Source organism: Acinetobacter sp. YH12151 (assembly GCF_013418355.1).
In the GTDB taxonomy this organism is placed as follows: domain Bacteria; phylum Pseudomonadota; class Gammaproteobacteria; order Pseudomonadales; family Moraxellaceae; genus Acinetobacter; species Acinetobacter pseudolwoffii.
In genome coordinates, this window is the sequence record NZ_VPCG01000002.1 from 16,125 (window position 1) to 38,070 (window position 21,946).

The 21,946-nt window shown below is 43.4% G+C and carries 21 protein-coding genes; 7 read left to right on the forward strand and 14 right to left on the reverse strand.

Annotation, left to right across the window (positions count from 1 at the left end; all coding sequences use genetic code 11):
- Positions 1–3: 3 nt before the first annotated feature.
- The 4 genes from mnmA (at position 4) to FTU82_RS01170 (ending at position 4,056) form a co-directional block, all read left to right on the forward strand.
- Positions 4–1,143, forward strand: a complete 1,140-nt coding sequence (mnmA, locus tag FTU82_RS01155) for a tRNA 2-thiouridine(34) synthase MnmA (RefSeq protein ID WP_180077301.1) — start codon at positions 4–6, stop codon at positions 1,141–1,143.
- Between the two features lie 7 nt (positions 1,144–1,150).
- On the forward strand, positions 1,151–1,882 hold the full coding sequence (hflD, locus tag FTU82_RS01160; protein ID WP_100328735.1) for a high frequency lysogenization protein HflD: 732 nt from the start codon (positions 1,151–1,153) through the stop codon (positions 1,880–1,882).
- Positions 1,883–1,936: 54 nt separating this feature from the next.
- A complete protein-coding gene (gene purB, locus FTU82_RS01165) occupies positions 1,937–3,325 on the forward strand; it encodes an adenylosuccinate lyase (RefSeq protein WP_004730090.1) in 1,389 nt (462 codons plus the stop codon).
- Between the two features lie 89 nt (positions 3,326–3,414).
- Positions 3,415–4,056: a DUF2238 domain-containing protein gene (locus tag FTU82_RS01170; RefSeq protein ID WP_180086364.1), complete on the forward strand. Its 642-nt coding sequence runs from the start codon at positions 3,415–3,417 to the stop codon at positions 4,054–4,056.
- 73 nt (positions 4,057–4,129) lie between these two features.
- Here FTU82_RS01170 and FTU82_RS01175 read toward each other — a convergent pair whose 3' ends face one another.
- From FTU82_RS01175 to FTU82_RS01220, 10 genes are all read right to left on the reverse strand, one after another.
- Complete coding sequence (locus FTU82_RS01175; RefSeq protein ID WP_180086362.1) at positions 4,130–4,369, reverse strand: hypothetical protein; 240 nt, start codon at positions 4,367–4,369, stop codon at positions 4,130–4,132.
- A gap of 57 nt (positions 4,370–4,426) precedes the next feature.
- Positions 4,427–4,858 (reverse strand): hypothetical protein, encoded by a 432-nt coding sequence (locus FTU82_RS01180; RefSeq protein WP_180086360.1) that lies wholly within the window; start codon positions 4,856–4,858, stop codon positions 4,427–4,429.
- A gap of 106 nt (positions 4,859–4,964) precedes the next feature.
- Positions 4,965–5,927: a protease SohB gene (gene sohB, locus FTU82_RS01185; RefSeq protein WP_180086358.1), complete on the reverse strand. Its 963-nt coding sequence runs from the start codon at positions 5,925–5,927 to the stop codon at positions 4,965–4,967.
- Between the two features lie 71 nt (positions 5,928–5,998).
- Positions 5,999–6,646 carry a hypothetical protein gene (locus FTU82_RS01190; protein ID WP_180000865.1) on the reverse strand — a complete coding sequence of 216 codons (648 nt, stop codon included), beginning with the start codon at positions 6,644–6,646 and terminating at the stop codon, positions 5,999–6,001.
- An 89-nt stretch (positions 6,647–6,735) separates the two neighbouring features.
- Complete coding sequence (gene pstB / locus FTU82_RS01195; RefSeq protein ID WP_218947714.1) at positions 6,736–7,650, reverse strand: phosphate ABC transporter ATP-binding protein PstB; 915 nt, start codon at positions 7,648–7,650, stop codon at positions 6,736–6,738.
- 13 nt (positions 7,651–7,663) lie between these two features.
- Positions 7,664–9,055 carry a phosphate ABC transporter permease PstA gene (gene pstA, locus FTU82_RS01200; RefSeq protein WP_180086356.1) on the reverse strand — a complete coding sequence of 464 codons (1,392 nt, stop codon included), beginning with the start codon at positions 9,053–9,055 and terminating at the stop codon, positions 7,664–7,666.
- Positions 9,055–10,434 (reverse strand): phosphate ABC transporter permease subunit PstC, encoded by a 1,380-nt coding sequence (pstC, locus tag FTU82_RS01205; protein WP_074383000.1) that lies wholly within the window; start codon positions 10,432–10,434, stop codon positions 9,055–9,057. Before pstC ends, pstA begins: the two co-directional genes overlap by 1 nt.
- A gap of 104 nt (positions 10,435–10,538) precedes the next feature.
- Entirely contained in the window at positions 10,539–11,570 is a 1,032-nt protein-coding gene (locus FTU82_RS01210) for a substrate-binding domain-containing protein (RefSeq protein ID WP_005171700.1), read from the reverse strand.
- A gap of 431 nt (positions 11,571–12,001) precedes the next feature.
- Positions 12,002–13,534, reverse strand: coding sequence for an aspartate aminotransferase family protein (locus FTU82_RS01215; protein WP_005096455.1), 1,533 nt, complete (start codon positions 13,532–13,534; stop codon positions 12,002–12,004).
- A gap of 3 nt (positions 13,535–13,537) precedes the next feature.
- Positions 13,538–14,911, reverse strand: a complete 1,374-nt coding sequence (locus tag FTU82_RS01220) for a diaminobutyrate--2-oxoglutarate transaminase (RefSeq protein ID WP_005096454.1) — start codon at positions 14,909–14,911, stop codon at positions 13,538–13,540.
- A gap of 476 nt (positions 14,912–15,387) precedes the next feature.
- Here FTU82_RS01220 and FTU82_RS01225 point away from each other — a divergent pair, with 476 nt between their 5' ends.
- Together FTU82_RS01225 and FTU82_RS01230 are read left to right on the forward strand one after the other, a co-directional pair.
- The gene (locus FTU82_RS01225) at positions 15,388–16,092 is read left to right on the forward strand and encodes an SIMPL domain-containing protein (protein ID WP_180039422.1); all 705 of its coding nucleotides are present in this window, start codon (positions 15,388–15,390) and stop codon (positions 16,090–16,092) included.
- Between the two features lie 164 nt (positions 16,093–16,256).
- The gene (locus tag FTU82_RS01230) at positions 16,257–16,853 is read left to right on the forward strand and encodes a phosphatase PAP2 family protein (RefSeq protein ID WP_005096450.1); all 597 of its coding nucleotides are present in this window, start codon (positions 16,257–16,259) and stop codon (positions 16,851–16,853) included.
- 74 nt (positions 16,854–16,927) lie between these two features.
- Here FTU82_RS01230 and proB read toward each other — a convergent pair whose 3' ends face one another.
- Positions 16,928–18,061 (reverse strand): glutamate 5-kinase, encoded by a 1,134-nt coding sequence (gene proB / locus FTU82_RS01235; RefSeq protein ID WP_005096449.1) that lies wholly within the window; start codon positions 18,059–18,061, stop codon positions 16,928–16,930.
- A 27-nt stretch (positions 18,062–18,088) separates the two neighbouring features.
- The gene (cgtA, locus tag FTU82_RS01240; RefSeq protein WP_005096448.1) at positions 18,089–19,306 is read right to left on the reverse strand and encodes an Obg family GTPase CgtA; all 1,218 of its coding nucleotides are present in this window, start codon (positions 19,304–19,306) and stop codon (positions 18,089–18,091) included.
- A 265-nt stretch (positions 19,307–19,571) separates the two neighbouring features.
- Between cgtA and FTU82_RS01245 the strand changes: the two genes are divergently transcribed.
- On the forward strand, positions 19,572–20,765 hold the full coding sequence (locus FTU82_RS01245; protein ID WP_074383014.1) for an MFS transporter: 1,194 nt from the start codon (positions 19,572–19,574) through the stop codon (positions 20,763–20,765).
- A 25-nt stretch (positions 20,766–20,790) separates the two neighbouring features.
- Here FTU82_RS01245 and FTU82_RS16075 read toward each other — a convergent pair whose 3' ends face one another.
- Together FTU82_RS16075 and FTU82_RS01255 are read right to left on the reverse strand one after the other, a co-directional pair.
- Positions 20,791–21,384, reverse strand: a complete 594-nt coding sequence (locus FTU82_RS16075; protein WP_005096445.1) for a hypothetical protein — start codon at positions 21,382–21,384, stop codon at positions 20,791–20,793.
- 29 nt (positions 21,385–21,413) lie between these two features.
- Entirely contained in the window at positions 21,414–21,788 is a 375-nt protein-coding gene (locus tag FTU82_RS01255) for a helix-turn-helix domain-containing protein (protein ID WP_180100956.1), read from the reverse strand.
- Between the last annotated feature and the right edge of the window lie 158 nt (positions 21,789–21,946).

Genomic DNA, 21,946 nt, shown 5'->3' on the forward strand with positions numbered 1-21,946 from the left:
CCTATGCAACAACGTGTCATCGTCGGTATGTCGGGTGGTGTAGATTCATCTGTTTCTGCTGCGCTTTTAATTCAACAGGGTTATCAGGTTGAAGGTCTTTTCATGAAGAACTGGGAAGAAGATGACGGCACAGAATATTGCACGGCGATGGATGACCTTGCCGATGCTCAGGCCGTCTGCGACAAAATCGGGATTAAACTGCATACCGCAAACTTTGCCATGGAATATTGGGATCGTGTATTCGAGCATTTTTTAGCAGAATATGCGGCTGGCCGTACCCCAAACCCAGACATTTTATGTAATAAAGAAATTAAATTCCGTGCCTTTCTAGATCATGCGGTGAACTTGGGTGCAGACTTTATTGCCACAGGTCATTACTGTCGTCGCGGTGCAACCATGACCAATTCGCGCGGTGAAGAATACGCACCACTCTTACGTGGTGTTGATCAGAATAAGGATCAAACCTATTTCCTGCATGCCGTACATGGTCGTGAAATTAACAAGACATTATTCCCTGTCGGTGAAATTGAAAAGCCGCAAGTCCGCAAAATCGCTGAAGAATTAGATCTTGCTACGGCGAAGAAAAAAGACTCGACCGGGATCTGCTTTATTGGTGAGCGCCGATTTAATGACTTCTTGAAGCAATATTTACCGGCACAACCCGGAAAAATCGTGCTGGAAGACGGTAAAGAGGTTGGTGATCATCACGGCTTAATGTACTATACGCTCGGTCAACGCGGCGGCATCGGTATTGGCGGAATGAAAGGCGTCGCGGAAGGTGCCTGGTTCGTATTACATAAAGATATCGAAGGCAATCGTCTGGTGGTGGGTCAAGGCCATGAGCACCCACTGATGCAAAGCACCATGCTTTGGAGTGAAGCGATTGACTGGGTGGCCGGCGAGCAGGATATTCCTGAAACAGGTTTCCGTTGCACGGCCAAAACCCGTTACCGTCAGACTGATCAAGCATGTACGGTGTACCAAGATTCAGAATCACCCAATGGTGTACGTGTGGAGTTTGATGAACCACAACGTGCAGTGACCCCAGGTCAAAGTGTGGTGTTTTATTCAGGTGAAGTTTGTTTAGGCGGTGGTGTGATTCATCATACCAATGCACCTAAACCTGATTTTATAAAAGGATGAATTCGGCATGACGGAGTTACCATTTCAACCAGCCACAACGTTGAATACTCGTCAAAATCGCGCTTTGGCGTTAGCGGGTGTGTTTCAGGCCACCCAGCTGACCCATATGACCGCATTGAGTGGTCAGCAAAGTATTGGTGAAAACGGTAACTTTTATTTTGAACAGTTGATTAAAGCCAGTCTCAATATTCGTCCCGGCAATAACGAAAATGCCCAGACCTTAGACTTTTTTAATCAACTGGCCGATATTTCCTTAGGCTTAAAAACATTAGAAAGCAGCATTATTCAACCCTTCAATACTTCACCAAAATCCAGAATTCCAAAACTTTCCAGTACAAAACTTCCAATGAGCTATGCCATGGCACTTCTTCAATTAGAAAAGAAGGTCTATAGCAATCCCCAATTTGTTGAAATTATTGAACAGTCCCAACAGAAAATTCTCAGACAGCTTTCCTTTTTCGATAACAATTACCTGCACCCCAGCATCATTGCCAATCTGGCTCAAACCTATGTCGATACTGCGGGATCAATCAATCCGCGCATCATGGTTCGTGGCAATGCCGAAGCCTTTAAAGATGCCGGACATACCAACCGCATCCGTGCTTCCCTCTTTACCGGTTTGCAAATGGCGCACCTGTGGCGTCAGCTTGGTGGCAGCTCCTGGGGCATGGTATTTGGCAAACGCAAGTTGCTAAAAGATATTCAGAATCTGGCGCGTTTACAGTTTCAGGTGGTTTAACTGATACTGCACGTGTTTCGTTTTACGTTTAATTCCAAAATCTAAGGAATCGATATGAACGCTTTAACTGCACTTTCTCCACTAGATGGACGTTACGCGAGCAAATGTGATGCTCTACGTCCCTTTCTTTCTGAGTTTGGTTTAATCCATGCTCGTGTGACTGTTGAAGTGCGTTGGTTACAGGCGCTTGCGAACCACCCGGAAATTACTGAAGTTCCGGCGTTTTCAGGCGAAACTAATGCAGCGCTTGATGCGATTGTAAGCAATTTCTCTGAAGATGATGCCAATCGCATCAAAGAGATCGAACGCACCACCAACCACGACGTTAAAGCGGTTGAATATTTCCTGAAAGAAAAAATTGCCAATATCGATGAATTGAAAAATGCCGGTGAATTCATTCACTTTGCATGTACTTCTGAAGATATTAACAACCTGTCACATGCCTTGATGCTGAAAAGCGGTCGTGATGTACTGGTTGCATCTATGCAGCAAATCATTGATTCAGTTGTTGCACTTTCTGAAAAGCATGCTGACCAGCCAATGTTGTCTCGTACGCATGGTCAAACTGCAAGCCCAACGACGTTGGGTAAAGAAATGGCGAACGTGGCTTACCGCCTTGCACGTCAAATCAAACAGTTCAAAAATGTTGAACTTCTAGGCAAAATCAATGGTGCAGTAGGTAACTACAATGCGCACTATTCTGCTTACCCAGACATCAACTGGCCGGCACATTCACAAGCATTTGTAGAATCTTTGGGTCTAGATTTCAACCCGTACACCACGCAAATCGAGCCACATGACTACATGGCTGAACTGTTTGATGCCCTGCGTCGTTTCAACACTATTCTGATCGATTTTAACCGTGATGTTTGGGGTTATATCTCGCTTGGTTTCTTCAAGCAAAAGCTAAAAGATGGCGAAGTCGGTTCTTCAACCATGCCGCATAAAGTAAACCCGATTGACTTCGAAAACTCTGAAGGTAACTTGGGTCTTGCCAATGCTGTACTTGCACACCTTGGGGAAAAACTGCCAATTTCTCGCTGGCAGCGTGACCTGACTGACTCTACTGTGCTGCGTAACATGGGTGTTGGTTTTGCACAAAGCTTAATTGCTTTCGAAGCATGTGCTAAAGGGATCGGCAAACTTGAACTCAATGCTGCGCGCATTAACGAAGACTTAGACAATGCGCAAGAAGTGTTGGCTGAACCGATTCAAACTGTAATGCGTCGTTACAACGTTGAAAAACCATACGAAAAATTAAAAGCTCTGACTCGTGGTCAGGCCATGACTCGCGACATGATGGTTGATTTCGTAAACGGTAACGAGTTAGAAGCTGTTCCAGCTGCTGATCGTGCGCGTCTAGCTGAAATGACACCTGCTTCTTATACAGGTAATGCTGCTGAACAGGCCAAACAAGTGGCTGAGCTGATTGCTAAAATCTAATTTAAAATAAGACCAAAAGGCGAAGCTCAGGCTTCGCCTTTTTATTTATAATGTGTTTTATTCTAAAAACGATATTTCATCATAACGACATGATTGAGCAGCGACTTTCCGCCAAGCATTATGCGAGCCTGGGTATTTTAATTCTGGCGATTCTGCTTGCCAGTATTCGTCCTTTAGAACTGGAAGCGTATCTCTTGCATCAGGCAGGTACAGCTTTCATGCTTATCATGCTGCTGGTCTGTCTGTATAAAATTGGGCTGAATTTTTTAAGTTTTAATTTATATATCCTTTTCCTGATTGTTCATGTGATTGCTGCGCATTATCTGTATTCTTATGTGCCTTATAACCAATGGATCGAACAGATTTTTGGCTTTAATCTGAATGAAGCGATGCACTGGTCACGCAATATGTTTGACCGTTTTGTCCATCTGGCCTACGGATTATTACTTTATCCAATTTTCTATCGCCTGTTTCAGGTCTGGTTGCCGCAGCAAAGACCTGTGGTCATTTTCCTGCTGGTGATTCAGTTTGTGGTGGCCAGTAGCATGCTCTATGAATGGCTGGAATGGCTGATTGCCATTGGTTTATCTCCTGAGGAAGCTGAAAACTATAATGGACAACAAGGTGATATGTGGGATGCGCACAAAGACATCTTGCTTGCTACGATTGGCGCGGCGATAACAGGCGGTCTGCAGTTGATACCGAAAAATCAAAAAAACTCACCGAAGTGAGCTTTTAAAATCAGAAACTAATAGCTGAATTAAAGTTTTGGATCACGCATTTAATTACATTCATTTTTTTCAATTATGAATGCGGGCAATATCGCATCCAATCATCTTTCATTTTTTGCAGTTCATTACCCGTCAACATCTCACTGTAATAAATGAAATAGGTTGTATCAGGATATTCAATCTCATGACGGAACATCATGCCACGTAGTGATACAGATAACTCTTCAGGAAAATCATCCTCTAAATAAAGTTCTTCAAATTCATAATTAAAGTAACAATTTTGCGTTGCAAGATATGCTTCAGCTATAGCCATGTTTCTGCTCTAACAATAAAATATGCTTTATTTTATCTGATTAGTTTCAGTGATGGTTTACATTTCATTCGGTTCAACCCATTGAATAAACTTAGATTCTGAAAAATGTGGATATTTGAATTTATCTAGATATTCAAAGCAGGCCTTTTGGCCTTGAGGAATTTTATCCAGATGCTTATCGAAGAATAAATGCCGACTATATTGAGCGCCATCAAAGCGAATACTCACACGTTCAAATTCGTTACCACCTCGAACTTTATGCATCTGATAAAACTGCACAACACCACATTCCTTCGATGGAATAACAGGTGGATCATTGGGCTTTAGAAAGCTATACAGCAGAAAGATACAAACGCCGGGTAGAAAACTCAGCCAAAACAAAACCTTCTTAGAATCATCCTGAGTTAATTTTGCTTCAGAATAAAGCATACATAACATCGGAATAAATACGATACTAAAAAACCCAAGCAACAAAATAAACGTGAGCATATGAGCCTAGACTCAATCAAAGTGCTTCACTTATATCATAATAGTATGATTTCAAAAAAAAAAGCCCACCGCAGTGAGCTTTAAAATTCATTCAAGATCAACTGAATTAAAGTTTTGGATCACGCATTTGCACCAAATTTGCATTGGCTTTACTTAAGCTTTCCATAACTTTATTCATGACAGTAGGTACCAGTGAATCAGCAATTTGTGCGGCTTGCAGACCCAGCTTTTCGCCCAAAGTTGGTTTCTTGCGGGTCTGGATGGAATAGATATCATGTTGGGGCAACAAGTTGAGCAGATATTCATCTGAGGTTTGCAGTTTATCCACCAGATTTAGATCCAGCGCATCCCGACCATACCAATGCTCACCGGTGGCCACTTTTTCTATATTCAGCTGCGGACGATACTTTTCAACGAAATGTTTGAATAAAGCATGGGTTTGCTGTAATTCTTCTTCAAACTTAGCCTTACCCTCTTCAGTATTTTCACCAAACATGGTCACGGTACGTTTGTACTGACCTGCGGTATAGAGTTCAAAGTCAATTTTATTGTCTTTCAGCAGACGGTTAAAATTAGGTACTTGAGCAACTACACCAATTGAACCGACAATCGCGAATGGTGCAGAAATAATCTCATTGGCGATACATGCCATCATATAACCGCCACTAGCGGCTACTTTATCGACACAAATGGTCAGATGAAAACCCGCCTCACGTAAACGTACCAGTTGAGCTGCGGCAAGTCCATAACCATGAACCATGCCGCCCGGACTTTCCAGACGCACCACAACACGGTCACGGCCGGCTTTAGCTGTAGCCAGAATCAAAGTGATTTCTTCACGCAAGCCTTCTACTGCAGAAGCCGCCATATCGCCCTTAAAATCGAGTACATAGATTTTTTGATTGGTTTTCTTACGCGCACGCGCTTCTTTTGACAGTTGTTGCGATAACTGTAAAAGTTCCAGTTTAGAGCCAGTAGTTTGCGCTATTTTTTTTCGTTGTTCATTGATACGCGCATTTAAATGACTGACACGGATTTCAGCGGGCAGTTTCGGACTATGAAATAACATAAAAAATCTATTCTCTATTTAATTCGGCTTATATCCTTAGATTAGGTCAATTCTGATTTTTTCAACAGCATTTATTGATCTTGTTGCCAAGCATGTCCACGACGAATCAATAATTTATATTGATTCATAATTTCATTGATCGCGAACAAACGAAAATACCAAATAAATAAAAGTGTATAGATTACAGCTATAATCGAAGCATTCATTGGCCACCAGGTTAATATAATAAAACCTCGATGACTTGTCCCCGAAGGGGTCATCAATGAATATACCGCAATAAAAAAAATGATCGTAATAAGCACAAAGAAGTATTCACCAAAACGCGTATGCATTAATGGTTTCTTGCCCTTCTCTTGTGCTTTTAGATAACGATGAAATTTAAATTGAGCATGTGCTGTAATATAAACACGCCATTTTTGTTTAACTTCAATATTATATTTTTGATGCTTTAACATATAAAAAATCACAAAGCCCAAGAAAGTATTCACGATCACAAACACGTCATAGAGCCAACGATGATAGTTGGTCATTCCCTGACTTTGTGAAGTAATGAACAAGCCTTCATAAGGGACAATCAAGGCTAATATGATACTAAACAGCACCATCACTAAACCAAAATATTGATGAGTATATACTGTGCCGAATAGGCTTCGAAACATATCTTTCATCGCGATTTGCGTCAGTTTAGCTTTTTCTTTAAATTCAGGTGTCTGTTGCATTATCATTATAAATCTTAAAAAACTTATAGAACATAACAAAAAACAGAACCCTAAGATTCTGTTTTAAAAGATTTATTTTTAAAATCGCATTAACCAAAACGCCCTGTAATATAAGCTTCAGTCAATTGATGGTCTGGTTGGGTAAAGACTTTCTCGGTCGCATTCACCTCAATTAAATCACCCAGATGGAAATACGCAGTACGGTCAGATACACGCGCTGCCTGTTGCATGGAGTGGGTTACAATCGCAATGGTATATTGAGTCGAAAGCTCCGAAATCAGCTCTTCCACTTTGGCAGTTGCAATCGGATCAAGGGCTGAACACGGTTCATCCATTAGGATCACTTCCGGGCTGACTGCAATTGTACGCGCGATACACAGACGTTGCTGCTGACCACCTGACAAACCTGTTCCTGGTTGATTCAAACGATCTTTCACTTCTTCCCACAAACCGGCTTTGCGCAAGCTACCTTCGACAATTTCTTCAAGATCGTACTTGTCACGCGCCAAACCATGCAGCTTCGGACCATAGGAGACATTATCGAAGATTGATTTCGGAAATGGGTTCGGCTTCTGGAACACCATCCCGACTTGAGCACGTAGCAAGACCACATCCAGGTTTGGATCATAAATATCCTGATTGTCCAGCATCACTTTACCGGTCACACGGCAGCTATCAATGGTATCGTTCATGCGGTTTAAGGTACGCAAAAAGGTCGATTTACCACAGCCTGATGGCCCAATAAAAGCAATCACTTCATTTTCATAAATGTTCAGGTCAATGCCTTTAATCGCTTCCGCTTCACCATAGTACACATGCACATCAGAAGTACTAAGTTTCACATTCGTCGACTTCGCATCTTTTTTGCTGCTGCTTTGCGTATCGAACTGGGAAACAAACGGAGTTGCTGGCTTTTGAGTCGCCTCATCCGAGGTGAATTGTGTCTGTTGTGGATTCACGATTTGATCCTTTTTTAAGGAATTTTGAATAACAGTTGTGTTCATGATTCTGCCCCTATTACCAACGGACTTCAAATTTCTTACGTAACCAGATGGCCAAGCTGTTCAAGCTGATCATCATGGCCAGAAGTACAATAATTGCTGCTGCGGTACGCCCTTCAAAGAAGTTACGCAATTCATTGCCTTGCCATAAGAAAATCTGTACAGGTAAAGCCGTTGATTGGTCAAATGGTGTGGCTGGAACGCTGGCAACAAAAGCACTCATCCCGATTAATAACAATGGTGCAGTTTCACCCAAAGCCTGTGCAACCCCGATAATTGCACCCGTCAAAATACCCGGTAAAGCCAAAGGCAAGACATGATGGAATACTGTCTGGATGCGGGAAGCACCCAAGCCCAACGCTGCCTGACGAATCGAAGGTGGAACCGCTTTAAGTGATGCACGTGTGGTGATGATCACAGTCGGCAAAGTCATCAGACTCAGAACTAAACCACCCACCAAAGGTGCCGATAGTGGCATATGCATCCAGCCAATAAAGATCGCGGCACCCAGCAAACCAAACACAATCGATGGCACTGCTGCCAGGTTGTTGATGTTGACTTCGACAATATCGGTAATCCAGTTTTTCGGCGCAAACTCTTCCAGATAGATCGCAGATGCCACCCCAATTGGAATCGAGATAAAGATCACGATCATCATCATGAACAGTGAGCCCATGAAAGCGCCTGCCAGACCTGACGTTGCCGGTGAACTACGCGAGTCAGGGCTGGTAAAAATATTCGTATTGAAACTGTTTTCGATTACACCTGAGGCTTTCATCTCGTCCGCCACCTGGCGTACTTCAGGACTGAGTTGTTGCTGTTCTGCTGGTAACGAACGATCAATATTACCCGCCAGCCAGACATCGACATTGGCATCTGCCAGAATTTTAACCTCTGTGCTTTGACCGACCAGACTTGGATCATTCATGACCATGTCACGTAAGCGATAAGCCTCAGAACTGGTATATAAATAACCCAGTTCATCACGCTGACTTTCCAGCTTGCTGTCTCTGGCGATCATGCCGTTGATGATCAGTGCATCCCAGTCCACCATGCCGACATCCATTTGCCAGGCAATCATACGCTCTTCAAACTGCGCCGGAGACTCTCCCGCAGCTGGCTTGGGTTTTGGACCAATCTCTACAATGGCCGGATCGAAATGAATCGGCAAACTCATGCTGCTTTGCCAGAAGGCAGGCAAACCTTTGGATAAAATACTGCCGAAGAGCAATACCACAAAGAACAGACCGGCCAATACCGCAGAGAAACCAAATAGACGGAATGTTTTTTCTTTACGATGACGTCGCCCCAAAGAGCTTTGAATGGTCTTCTTACGCTTTTCACGCAGCTCGGCAGCGACGGATGGATCAACACGCTGATCCACAGGCGTTGTATTTGAAGTACTCATTAGTCGTATTGCTCACGATATTTACGCACGATGATCAGTGCAACAATGTTCAAACCTAGGGTAATCACAAATAAGGTCAGTCCCAGGGCAAAGGCCACCAGTGCTTGCGGACTGGCAAAGTCGGTATCACCTGTTAATTGATTGACGATGGTAATGGTGACCGTAGATACGGCTTCAAGTGGATTGGCATGCAGCTGCGGACTGTTCCCCGCTGCAAGTACCACGATCATGGTTTCACCAATCGCACGGGATGCTGCCAACAGGAAAGCACCAATAATACCCGGCAAAGCTGCAGGTAAAACCACCTGACGGATCGTTTCAGATTTGGTTGCACCTAGCCCCAGAGAACCATCACGTAAGGCACGTGGCACCTGGGTAATAATGTCATCGGATAGAGAAGATACGAATGGAATAATCATGATACCCATCACCAGACCCGCGGTCAGCGCACTGGTGGCATTAATTTCGAGTCCGACCATGGCACCCATGGCTTTAAGAAATGGACCGATGATCATCAAGGCAAAGACACCATAAACAATCGTAGGAATACCCGCCAACACTTCAATGGTCGGTTTTGCCCAAGAGCGGAAGCGCGGTGATGCATATTCTGCCAGATAGATCGCAATCATCAGACCGACCGGTACCGCGACCAAAAGTGCGATCGCACTGACCATGAGCGTACCCCACAGCAGTGGCAATAAACCGTAACTGCCCTCGGCACTGCCAGAAGTGCTAAACCCCGGGTTCCATTCGGTACCAAAGAAGAAATCCAGTGGACTGACGAAGCTGAAGAAGCGCATCGCCTCACCAAACATCGACATGACAATCCCGAGCGTGGTCAGAATTGCCACGCCCGAACACAATGCCAAGCCGATATTCATCATTTTCTCGACTTGGTTACGTGCGCGGAATTCCTGGCTAATACGTTTTTTGGCCCAGACCAGACCTGCCAGTGCAGCCGAAATCACCACTGCCAATTTGGCAAAAGTCCCAATGGTCGAAAATTTAGCTAACTGTTCTGCTGCGGCCAGTTCATAGGCTGCAGGTGTATCACTGACACCGAAACCTGAGGCAAGTGCCTGAACGCGATCAACAACAACGCCCAGACTTGCCGGATCCAGATTGGCCGAAATATCCTGCGGCAAATGGTTGAGTACCACTTGCTCCAGAAAACTTGGCTCAACCATATTCCAAACAATCAAAATTAAAAACGCAGGGATACCACACCACAGTGCAACCAGTGCACCATAATATCCGGGACGCGAGTGTAAGTTTGCAGAATTGCTTCCCTTACCTGCTAAATTACGGCTTTTACTTAATCCGATTTGATAGGCTATGGCCATAATCGCCAATAACACACCTATAAGTAGCAGATTCATGTATTCTCCACTGTTTTCTCAATTTTCATGGTTTGAAAAAACTTGTTTATCGCAAAAAGCCGATGGTAGGTTGACCCTACCACCAGCGATTTCAAAATCATCGATTATTTTACAATGACCGCTTTACCAGCCTTGAAATTTGCAAGGACTGCTGCGCGTTCTTTATCAGACATTGAAATCAGACCTGCTTTTTCCAGCTTAGAGCCCTTACCTGATACCTTCTTGTTCAGGAAGTATTCAGTGAACTGTGGTAAGCCTTTGATCGATTTCAAGTGTTCGCCTTTCACGTAGAAGAACAATGGACGTGATACCGGATAAGCACCATTCAAAATCGTTTTTTCAGAAGGTGCTACATTGTTCACAGTTGCAACACGTAAGCGGTCACGGTTCTGGTCATAGAAGCCCAGACCAAACACCCCGACTGCACTTGGAGAAGTTTTCAAACGTGCCAGTGTTTCGGTATAGTCGCCTGCAATTTCAACTACACGGCCATCTTTACGGAATGTGGTACAGGCTTTTTTCTTGGCATCTTTGTCTAGAGACTTAATTGCAGCATACGATTCACAACCTGCATCCACCATTTTCTCCTGGAACACTTCGCGCGTGCCATGATTCGAAGCAGGAATCACCAGCGTGATCGGCTCATTCGGAAGTGCTTTGTCAATTTGGTTCCAGCGTGTATACGGATTGGCGACCATTTTGCCATTTGATGGAAGTTGTGCAGCAAGTGCAGCAAAGACATGCTGTGGACGCAACTTATAAGCCGCTTTATTGGCATTTGAAGCAAATACGATACCGTCATAACCGATTTTGATTTCTAATACTTGGTTAACGCCGTTCTTTTTACATTCAGCCAGCTCGGTAGATTTGATTTGACGCGAAGAATTCGCGATATCAATGGTGTTATCACCCACGCCATTACAGAACTGCTTCAAACCGCCTGACGAACCGCCAGAACCGACAACTGGTGTTTTAAACTGTGGAAAAGTATTACCGAATTCTTCCGCCACGATACTGGCATATGGAAGTACAGTTGAAGAACCTGCAATTTGAATCGTGTCACGAGCTGCATGTGCAGTCGTTACAGCAGCTGCCCCTGTTAATGCCAATGCTAAAGCTATATTTGTAAAGCGCATTCTAGTATCTCTCTCATTTATACAATTTGGAGTACGCCACTTTTTATTCAGTTTTGTACTTCTTTCGATACCTACATTTTGATTTTAGAATATGACAGATAAGTTACAGCTTTATTACGATTTAGTGATTTTTAATCTAGCAGTTTTTTCTTGATTAAATTTTTATGGATTTCAATGATTAAGTTCTTTTTGTCATTCACTTCAATAAAAAATTTTAGACCAATGACATGTAACAATTTTTATAAACCTGAACTCAGGATAAATCCTGCTCCCTAGCATTACATAATTAGATGACGATTTTATAACAGCTTAAAATAAGTACAGATATTCGGTATTTTTCTGATGAATCTACCTATAGAATTGATCATTCTATGACTCAAAAATAAAAAAAAGGAGATCATTTCGATCTCCTTTTTTCACACCACCATCACTTATGCAATGGGTGGCGTATAAGTACCATCAGCAATTGAATCTTTGATACGATCCGCTTCTGCAAGCACCAGTGCCAGCAAGTTCTTCACGTTATCCAGCGTTGCAACCGGGCTTAAAGTCGTCATTTTCAAGGATTGAACCTGAGCGACTTTCGTCACACCAATATTCGCTTCACCACGTGCAAACAGCTCATCTGCCACGTTCTGGTTCAGTGTATCTAAAAGTTCAACCGGATAGCCCGCTGGAACCACACGGAACAGTACCGAGGCAAATTGCGGCTCAAGCAGAAGCTCCAGACCATCAGTCACTTTAATATAATCTGCCACATCACGCGTCAAACCAACACCGTGATCGATCATTGAACCATAAAGCTCTTCGCCTAATGCTTCAACCGTCATCCACAATTTCAACGCATCAAAACGACGCGTGGTTTGTAGTGACTTCGATACCAGGTTCGGCACACCATGTTCTTCATCATAGGCAGAGTTCAAGTACTCCGCTTCATAATGCATGAAACGATAGTTTGCTTCGTCTTTCAGCAAGAACGCGCCACACGAAATGGTCTGGAAATAATGCTTATGGAAATCGAGCGTAATCGAATCAGACAGCTCGATACCATCTAACATATCGCGATGATCGTTAGACAGAATTAAAGCACCACCCCAAGCTGCATCGATGTGCATCCACGCGCCATATTGGTTGGTGATTTCACGGACTTTCTTCAGTGGATCGATTGCACCTGCATCGGTAGTACCCGCAGTTGCCACCACACATGCCACGATTTTGCCTTCGTTTTGAAGGTGTGCCATGGTTTTTTCCAGTGCGTCCATGTCCATGCGCGCATTTTCATCGACAGGAACAGTCACCACTGACTGGAAACCCATGCCCATCATCGCCATGTTCTTTTGCACAGAGAAATGTGCATTTTCAGAACAGATGACTTTGACATTACGCATCGCATCCGCAGGAATACCATCACGTTGAACCGACCACGGCTTACCGTTTTCGTCTTTCCAGTTTTTCGCGATGCAAGCATCACGTGCCAGCAGTACGCCCATCAGGTTAGACTGTGTACCACCAGAGGTGAATACGCCTGCCTGACCTGCGCCATAGCCTACTTTTTGACGTAACCAATCGATTAACTGAACTTCCATCAATGAACCGGCCGGGCTTTGATCCCATGAGTCCATTGACTGGTTGGTTGCGTTAATCAGTACTTCCGCAATCTGGCTGGTCACCATGGTTGGACAATGCAAATGCGCAAGCGAATGCGGATGATGAACTTTTAAACTTTTATTCAGAAAAAGTTCAACCATACGCTCTAAAGATTTCTCTACACCCAACCCCTGTTTAGAAGGATTAAACGCAATCGCGCTGCGCAGCTCGTTAATGCTGCCACCCGTGTACATTTTGTCATTTTGCAACCATGCTGCAACCGCTTTGGTCGCTTGATCCATGGCTGACTGGTAGTCAGCGATGGATGCAGCATCATTACAAAGTAAAGCTTTACGATGTTCTGCAAAATCTACCATGAATTATGCGCCTCGAACTGCAACAAGAGCTTCAGCAACTGCTTTCTTAAAGCGAGCAATCACTTCAACACATTCGTCATGCGTGATGATCAATGGGCAAAGTAAACGAATTACCGTACCGTTACGACCACCTTTCTCAAGCAATAATTTATTGTTGAAACATGCCGTCTGGATCGCTGCTGCCAATTGACCATCAGCAGGTAAAGAACCCATGTGATCTGCCTTTTGGCGCTCGTCCACAATTTCAACACCAATCATCAAACCGCGACCGCGCACGTTACCAATACATGGGAATTCGGCAGCTAATTTTTTAATCTCAGCTTGCAGGAAATCACCGCGTTCTTGGGCATTTTGCGCTAGGTTTTGTTCTTTAATGGTATTGATCGTTGCAAGACCTGTACCCATTGCCAACTGGTTACCACGGAACGTACCGGTATGACCTGCTGGCTGCCAAGCATCAAACTTACGTTTAATACCGAGTACTGCGAGCGGCAAGCTACCACCAACAGCTTTAGACATCACCACCACATCAGGTTCGATGCCCGCATGTTCAAAGGCAAACATTTTACCTGAACGTGCAAAGCCCGCTTGAACTTCATCAAGAATCAACACGATGTTGTGCTTTTCAGTCACTTCACGGATTTTCTTCAACCATTTCACAGGTGCAGTTACCACACCGCCTTCCCCTTGAATTGCTTCAAGAATCACAGCTGCCGGTTTAGTCACGCCGCTTTCTACATCTTCAATGAAGTTTTCAAAGAAATACGTTAAAGCGTCAACACCCGCTTCACCACCAAGACCCAATGGGCAACGGTATTCATGCGGATACGGCATGAATTGAACGCCTGGCATCAAACCGTTAACTGCGTTTTTCGCAGACAGGTTACCGGTCATGGCCAATGCACCATGCGTCATACCGTGATAGCCACCAGAGAAGCTGATCACCGAGCTACGACCGGTAAAGGTTTTCGCAAGTTTGATGGCTGCTTCTGTTGCATCTGCACCGGATGGGCCACAGAACTGCAAGCAGTATTCTTCTTGACCACCTGGAAGATAAGAAAGAAGTGCTTCAGTAAAAGCATCTTTTAAAGGCGTAGTTAAATCCAGTGTATGCAATGGCAAGCCGCTTGCAATTGTATCCTGGATACTTTGAATGACTGCAGGATGATTATGGCCCAATGCCAACGTCCCTGCCCCAGCTAAACAATCAAGGTACTCAGTACCTTCAACATCGGTAACCCAGCAACCTTGTGCTTTTGCTATCGCTAACGGTAATTTACGTGGATAACTACGCACATTCGATTCCATCTGACTTTGGCGAGTCAAGTAGTATTCGTTTGTGGAATTGGTGGCAGGGTTTACAGAAGTAACGCTCATATCGAATTACCATCTCTGATATGGGTGAAAGAAATAAGTCTGGTGACGTTTGGTCCTTTGACTCGGCGCTTTATAAAGAGGTTCTAGCTAGCAGTTTGTATTTAAATAACTAGGAGGCGGATGATACCGAATTTTTCAGGAAAATAAACAACTTTCAGTCGCATTTTGTCCTAATCTTTATCGAAAAAAAACATCACACCAACCTATAGCCTGAATGATCATCTTACAGTGTGACAGCAGAAAGAAAAGCGGGTTCTTTTATGCTTTTTTGTAGCACAGCTAACATTCAGGCAAAAAAGCTTAAAATCCACCATTAAGTACTTAATTATTAACGATAAACATAAATCAAGTAAGAGTGTAAAATGAAAGAAAATTTAACACTCTTACCACAAATATTTCGTAAAAAGATCACAATTGAGATTTAATATTTTAACAACGGCTTAGATGGCCAATTTTAAGAAAAACAGGACAATTTCATGCGTCTCTTAGCACTTACCAGTTTTATCCTTGCATCTACCTTGGCCACAGGCGCATTTGCAGCTCCGGCCGAATCGCTGAATTACAATGTTGTGAATCTTTCAGCAGAGGCCAGTCGTGAAATCTCGAATGATGAAATGCATGCCGTGCTTTATATTGAAAAATCCAACAAACAGCCAGCTGAATTGGCTACACAAATTAACCAGCTAATGAATCAGGCCATTGCCACAGCGCGCAAATATCCAACTGTGAAAATCGAGACGGGCGCACAAAGCACTTACCCTATTTATGACAATGATAACCGCAAATTGAAAGAATGGCGTGGACGTGCCCAGATTCGTCTGGAATCGAAAAATTTTAAAGCAGCGTCTCAACTGATTGCTGAATTACAACAGCACTTCCAGACCCAGTCGATTAACTTCAAAGTTTCAGACGAAAAGCGCAAAAAAGTCGAAAATGAGCTGATGATTGAAGCCTCTAAAAACTTCCAGCAACGCGCACAGGCACTGACTCAAGCCTGGAACAAACCGAGTTATCAACTGGTAAACTTAAATCTGAATACCAATAACTATTCACCACAACCTGTACCGCGTATGGCCATGATGAAAGCTGCATCGGCGGATATGGCTGTTCCAGAGCAGGAAGTTGCTGCGGGTGAATCGCAAATGACGGTGAGTGCCAATGGTGCGATTCAGTTTAAATAAGATTTCATCATATTATTCGGATTTTTAAGAACCACCCTTTTGGGTGGTTTTCTATCATTTGAATATTCTTTAATAATCAAGGCTACAAATTCATACAAACTCAGGTAGGAATTGAGGTTTGACCGGTTTAGAGTAACGGACATTTGTACCAATCCTCTCTGCTCATGTCTCTTGACCAACTGAATCTTTACCTGTTTCATATCCTAAATGTACCTGAACACGCCTCGATCTGGATGATCCAATATGCCTCCCTGATTGCGCATGATCTGGTTTATCTCTTTCTGCTGATTTTTGCTATTGCCTGGTTCCGTGGCAGTTATGAAGTAAAAACTGGCATTATCAAGGCATTTATTTTTACAGCAATTACCTTGTCGATCAGCGAGGTATTGTCCGCGATCCTGAATACCCCACGTCCGTTTGTAATAGATATTGGTCGCACCCTGATCGAACATGCACCTACAGGTTCTTTTCCCAGCAATCATATGAGTATTTTTAGTGGGATTGCCCTATCTTGTTATTTTTCATCACAACGTGATTTGGGAAGAATTCTAATCTGGACAGCTTGGCTAGTAGCTTGGTCACGTGTTTATGTCGGTGTGCATTTTCCGATGGATATGCTGGGTGCATTCCTGATTGCAATAACAGTAAATTTAGCTGGATTACCATTGTGGTGGAAATATCAGGATAAACTCATGCAGTTTATTTTAACTATTCATCAGTCACTGTTTGCGCCATTAATCCGGATGGGCTGGATTAAATAAATCGCATTAAGATGTCATAAAAAATCCCGCTCGAAAGCGGGATTTTTTATGATTGAAATTTAAATCTGAATGACTTAGTAAATCGCCATATGATTGCGGTGAATCATCTCGAGTGAACGTGCTTCACCTAGAACCTGATGCACTTTATCAGAAGCCAGACCACGTACAATATCTGCCGAACGCGAACTAAAGTTAACACGACCGACTGCAATTCGGTGACCTTGTGTATCCACACATTCCACCACATCACCGCGCTCAAAATGTCCTTCAACCGCTTTGACGCCGACAGGCAACAAGCTACGATGATTGTCTTTAATGGCCTTTACCGCACCATCATCAATTACCAAACGACCTGCCGTTTGCAGGTGTGCTGCCAACCATTGCTGATGCGCGGTCATCCGATCTTTGTCAGTCACAAACAAGGTTCCTAACAATTCACCAGACATCAGACGAGATAGCACAGCATCACTATCACCGCTTGCAATTAAGGTCGGACAACCGGACTTTGCCGCCAGTCGTGCAGCACGAACTTTGGTCAGCATGCCGCCGCGACCAAATTTACCACCACCACCGGCCATCTCAAACAGGCTCTCATCCATCGCACGTACCGTATGGAACAGTTTGGCATCTGGATTCGAGCGTGGATCTGAGTCAAACATACCTTCCTGATCGGTTAAGATAATCAGAAGATCGGCATGCACCTGACCTGCCACCATGGCAGCCAGCGTGTCGTTATCACCAAAGCGGATTTCATCGGTAGAAACGGTATCATTTTCATTAATCACCGGAATCACGCGCCAGTCAATCAGGTTCTGCAAAGCATCACATGAATTGAGATAGCGGCGGCGATCTGCCAGATCATCATGGGTCAATAATACCTGCGCCGTTCGAATCTGGTGTTTCTCCAGTACGCTTGACCAGGTATGAATCAGGCCCATCTGACCAATGGCAGCACAAGCCTGAAGACTGGGTAGATCGGTGGGTCGATTCTCAAGTTTCATTCGCACCATACCTTCAGCCACAGCACCGGAAGACACCAGAATAATCTCGTGTCCTGCATTGTGTAGATCTGCGATTTGTCCCGCCCAGTGCGAGATGGCATCTAAATCTAAACCTTGTCCGTTTGCTGTGAGTAAAGATGATCCGATTTTAACAACGATTCGTTTACAACCCTTGAGCTGACGCTGCCCATCTACCACTTCTATCATCTTGTCCTCAGACTCTTCTCTCAGAGATTAGCGTACGTAGTACACTTCCACATCACTATCATCATCGCCATCTTCATCATCTTCATCGTCGCCCAGAATACCGGCAAGACGTTGCTGACGACGCATCTCACGATACGCTTCTTTTGCAGCGATGGTTTGTTCACGTGTTTCAGCTTCAAGCTGATCACGGAATGCTTTCATTTCTGCTGCATATTCTTGATCTTCAGCTTCGCGTTCACGCTGCTCTTCGATCTGATCCATCAGGTAGTAAACCACGTCTTTGGTACCTTCAGCGGTTAAGCCAGAAGTTTCAAAAACCGGGCCTTCCCACTGCAATTCTTCAAGAATATGAGTACACCATTCTTCACGTGTTTCTTCAGCCAATTGGTCGACTTTATTCAGCACCAATACGATCGGCAGTTTTGAAAGTGTTGGGGAGAAATTTTCTAACTCTTTCATAATTGCTTTAGCATTATGTGCCGGATCTGAGCCATCAATCGGTTGTACATCAACGATGTGTAACAAGATACGGGTACGTGCCAGATGCTTCAGGAAGCGAATCCCCAGACCTGCACCTTCAGATGCACCTTCAATCAGACCCGGAATATCGGCCATCACGAATGAACGGTGACTATCGGCATCGACCACACCCAGGTTTGGCACCATGGTGGTAAATGGATAATCTGCCACTTTTGGTTTTGCCGCCGATACTGCACGAATGAAGGTTGATTTACCCGCATTTGGCATACCCAGCAAGCCCACATCTGCCAGAACTTTAAGCTCCAGACGGATTTCACGGAATTCGCCTTTTTGACCATGCGTACACTTACGTGGTGAACGGTTGGTCGATGATTTAAAGTGCGTATTTCCTAAACCACCGTCACCGCCTGCTGCCACTTTCACGCGTTGACCATCTTCGATCAAATCGCCAATAATGTCGCCAGACTCAACATCTACAATTGTTGTTCCGACTGGAACTTTTAATACGGTGTCTTCACCGCCACGACCAGCACAGTTCGCCCCACGGCCATTTTTTGCTCGTTCTGCACGGAATTTACGTGTATAACGATAATCAACTAGCGTACTGGTGTTGTCGTCAGCCTGTATATAAATACTGCCACCACGACCACCATCACCACCATCTGGACCACCAAATGGCACGAATTTTTCACGGCGAAAACTGGCTACGCCATTGCCACCGTCGCCAGCCTCTACGGTAATGACTGCTTCATCAACAAAGCGCATATTGCCAATCCTCTAAAAACTTTAAAACCCCATATTCTGCCATATTTTAAAGAATTTCTCGACTATATTTATATGCTATTCCATGAAGATCGCTTATTTAATCCTGTCATGTTATTGAACAGCCATTAATTTTTGATAAGTTTCAAAACTAAGCTCTATGCTTTTGTTTTAATATACTTTTTAATGATCACTTGATTGTTTTTAATTATTTCTGCTTTGTCGTGCAACTGCCTATAGTGCAGGCAATGTTAAAAGAGTCGGGCCTATGAGCAATTCAGAAAGGAAATCTGTCAGTCCATTGTCATCACAATTTGTATTATTGATGGCAATGGCATGTGGCTTATGTGCAGGCTCTGCCTATTTTAACCAGCCTCTGATCTATTCAATCGAGAAAAGTCTGGGCATTAGTACCAGTCAGGCCGGTTTTGCCGTGGTGATTGCACAGATTGGTTATGTCCTCGGCTTAATGCTTTTGGTTCCTTTGGGAGACTTTCTGAATAAACGCAAACTGATCGTTAACCTGATGGTCTTTGCAGCCATTTCGCAGATATTGCTTTCATTCAGTACGACTTTATCAATGTTATATCTGTTTACCTTGTGTGCCACCTTTGGCGCAATCTCGGCGCAGATCTTAATTCCTTTTGCATCGACCATTAGCCCACCTGAATCCAGCGCTGCTACAGTGGGTAAGCTGATGAGTGGGTTGGTGATGGGAATTATTCTGTCACGTACCTTTGCCGGCTTTGTTTCCACTTACTGGTCTTGGGAAGGTGTGTATTTATCCAGCGGTGTGATCACCTTGCTCTTTGCAGCACTCATGTGGAAAAAACTACCCGATACTCAAGCTCAGGCAGGCTTAACTATTGGTGACATTTACCGCTCTTTGTTTAGCCTTGCAGGTCAGAATCCACATTTAATCCGGCGTGCCTGTGCGGGTGCCTTGGGTTTTGGAATTTTATCGATGATCTTTACCTCGATGACTTTTGTATTAGGCAATGCACCTTATTATTTCACCGATTTCGAAATTGGGTTATTTGGCTTACTGGGCGTGATCGGGATTTATTCATCAAGCTGGTCAGGCAAAACCGTAGGACAAGGTAGAGAAAATCTGGTCGCCAAGCTATGCATTGTCCTGATGTTCGGCTCTACACTGCCCTTATATTTTGCCCAGCACAATATTGTAATCTATGCGATTGGTGTGCTGATGGCCTACTTTGGTCTGACAGCCTTCCATGTTTTGAATCAGAATCTGGTTTATCGGATTGATCTTAAATCGCGTTCACGTATTAATGCAGTCTATATGACGATTTACTTTAGTGGTGCCGCTTTAGGTTCGCTTGGTGCAGTCTATGCCTGGGAGCAGTTTGAATGGATCGGTTGCGTGATCCTTGGCTTTATTTTCTCGATTGGAATTTTACTGATTGATCGCTTGGATTTTAAGAAAATGCAAAATGCTTGATTCACAAAGGAATAAATCGATCAGTTTATTCCTTTTGGTAAAGTACATACTTCATTAACTCTGTTCTAAGATTAGAATTTTGTTCTCGATGAATACTACCTAATTGAGGTGTAATATTCGCGATATGTTCCAAATTTTCACTACCAACCAGTGCGTTATATCTTACATAGTTAAGCAAACATTGATTTTGAAATCTCCTAATTTGGTCTTTTAATTCTCCATCAGATATTGCTTTACCTAAAAATTTAAAAGCATCTTCTTGCTCATTAAATATAGATATAAATTTTTTATTCAATATTTTTATACTTTCATTTCGATCAGGTTTATAAATTAAATAATTACATATTTGATTACTAAGATGCTCAAGCTCAACAAGTTGAATAACTAGTCCTTTACAATAATTAGCAATTACTTCTACCCCTTTCTGCTCTCGCCAACTGGTATAGGTCATTAATATTGCAAGCGGTGCAAAGATCGTTGCTGACCAAAGCAAGAGATTGGTCGCTAAAGCAATATCAACATCTAAAAGTTTGAAGATTGCATAAATCGCAATGCATAAAACTAAAATGATTGCATACACTGCCAGTAAAGTAGCCAACAGATTTTCTGACTTTTTCATCTCTTGCTACCCCAAAAGCAATTTAGCTTCTATTTGGCAACACGTTGTTTATTTTCTAAAATTTCTGGTAAACCATGTTCAATCCAGTGAATCATTTGCATCACTTTATCTGCAGCTTGTGAACCGATAATGGTCAACTGATATTCCACTTTTGGTGGCACAACCGGATAAACCGTTCTGAGCACAAAACCATCTTGTTCCAGCACTTTTAAAGTCTGGGAGAGCATCTTTTCACTCACCCCTTCAATCCGTTGTTTCAGTTCACTAAAACGATGCACACCTTCACTCAGGCAACGCAACACCAAGACCGACCATTTATTGGCAAGATGTTCCAATATTTCACGTGATGGACATTCAGTTGATAAAACCTGCCCTAGTAACGGACTAATTGCATAATTTGTCATAAATCTATCTCGGGATTTTATTACTTACTGATTTTAATATACTTACTCTTTGTAAGCTAACAGATTAATATTTCGTCAGCAAGCTGATTTACATTTCGTGATTGAATCGAATCCACCCGACTTCAATAAAAAATAAGTATAAAAAAAGAGCCTCCATA